This window comes from Enterobacter sp. CGMCC 5087, from assembly GCF_003144775.1.
In the GTDB taxonomy this organism is placed as follows: Bacteria; Pseudomonadota; Gammaproteobacteria; order Enterobacterales; family Enterobacteriaceae; genus Enterobacter; species Enterobacter cloacae_M.
Genome location: NZ_QFXN01000182.1, coordinates 1 through 1,392, shown reverse-complemented (window position 1 = coordinate 1,392; position 1,392 = coordinate 1). Strand labels below are relative to the sequence as shown.

Below are 1,392 nucleotides of genomic sequence, written 5' to 3'. Positions count from 1 at the left end.
CGACAGATGCACCGGGCTTTGCCCTTCGGCAAAGAGCAGCGAGAGGGTGTCGTGATAATCAAGCCCCAGGCGCAGAGGGTTATCTTCAATCGGGCGCAGCAGTTTGTCGGCAAGCGCCCCCTGTTCAGCCTGAAGCGCCAGCAACCCTTCCACCAGCGCACGCAGGGTTCTGCCCATATCGAACAACATCTCTGCGGCGGTAGAAGATTCTGTCGCCGCAAGGTTTCCCCCCATGCCGGACATCACGATTTCCAGCGCGGCCACCATGCTCTCGTCATGTGTAAGGCCGGTACGTCCCACACCCGGTAGTTCAATAAATGACTGATTCACTGTCTCTTTTCCTCCAGAAAACTCGCCCGTCTGTTCTGAGAATGCAGGCTGAGGCATACTCCCTGTCACCAGCGATGACACGCTGTGGCTATCCTGTTGCAGCGCCCCAAGAGGATCATCCTGTCGAGGCGCCTTTGTTACCGTATGCGTCGTTCCGGCGTCGTGCTGAGTATCTTCAAGCCATGCATCCATATCCCGCTGTGGTCGGTTATCCATCAGTTCATCCAGCGCAGGATCGTGATGTCTCTGCCCCAGGGACACCCGGATCTGAAACGGCCCCACGGTCAGTTCATCTCCCGGACTCAGCCTGACGTGCCGGTCTCCGCCCACCGGTGACCCCGAACCATTTATGAATGTTTGTCCGCTCTGGTCGTGCAGACAAAAATGCCCGTCAATAACGTCAATGCGTGCATGCCCCGGCAGAACCGAGCCAATACTTTCCCGAAGCTGCCAGTTATCCTGATCCGATGCGCCAAGTGTCCCCCCTTCCGGCCCGAAATGGTGCTGAACCTGAGAGTCGCCCTCCAGCTGCGCGCTGTTAATGACCAATAATGAAAGCTGTTGTGTACTGTTGTTCATGCCTACTCCTGCACGCATATCATGACGCGGGCCCTCTCAGGCGGCGTCCCCAGAAAACTGCTCCAGCCCAGGCTAGCGCCCTGATGATTGTCGAGACGCATTCCGTTTGCCTGCTGATAGCCAAAACCGAGGCTCAGATCCCAAGCCAGCTGGTCGCGCAGAATGAATGACATAAAGCGCACCAACGGCTGATGCTGATCGCCATCCGGCAGAAAACGGAGAAAATCACGAAATGAAAGGTTATTGATTTTTAATATGAATTTCCCGGCACAGTCATTGACCCGTGCACCAGAAATGAAATCATGCCCAAGTGCCATGTTGGCCTGCCCGAGGCGGTTTTGCTGTTCTTCGCAGACCGCCACTTTGCGCATCTGCCAGTCCTCAACTTCCACATTCTCAAGATCGAAACAGTGCATAACCAGACCAGAGATGACTTCAGGTGAACGGCTGGGGCTCGCCAGCATCCCTGCATAAGAGAGCATT

2 protein-coding genes are annotated in these 1,392 nt (G+C 55.7%); both read right to left on the bottom strand.

Features of this window, described 5'->3' with window-relative positions; genetic code table 11:
* The coding region (tagH, locus tag DEO48_RS15555) for a type VI secretion system-associated FHA domain protein TagH (protein ID WP_109845666.1) at positions 1-909 on the bottom strand (909 nt) is incomplete at its 3' end.
* Positions 910-911: 2 nt separating this feature from the next.
* The coding region (tssG, locus tag DEO48_RS15550) for a type VI secretion system baseplate subunit TssG (protein ID WP_109845665.1) at positions 912-1,392 on the bottom strand (481 nt) is incomplete at its 5' end.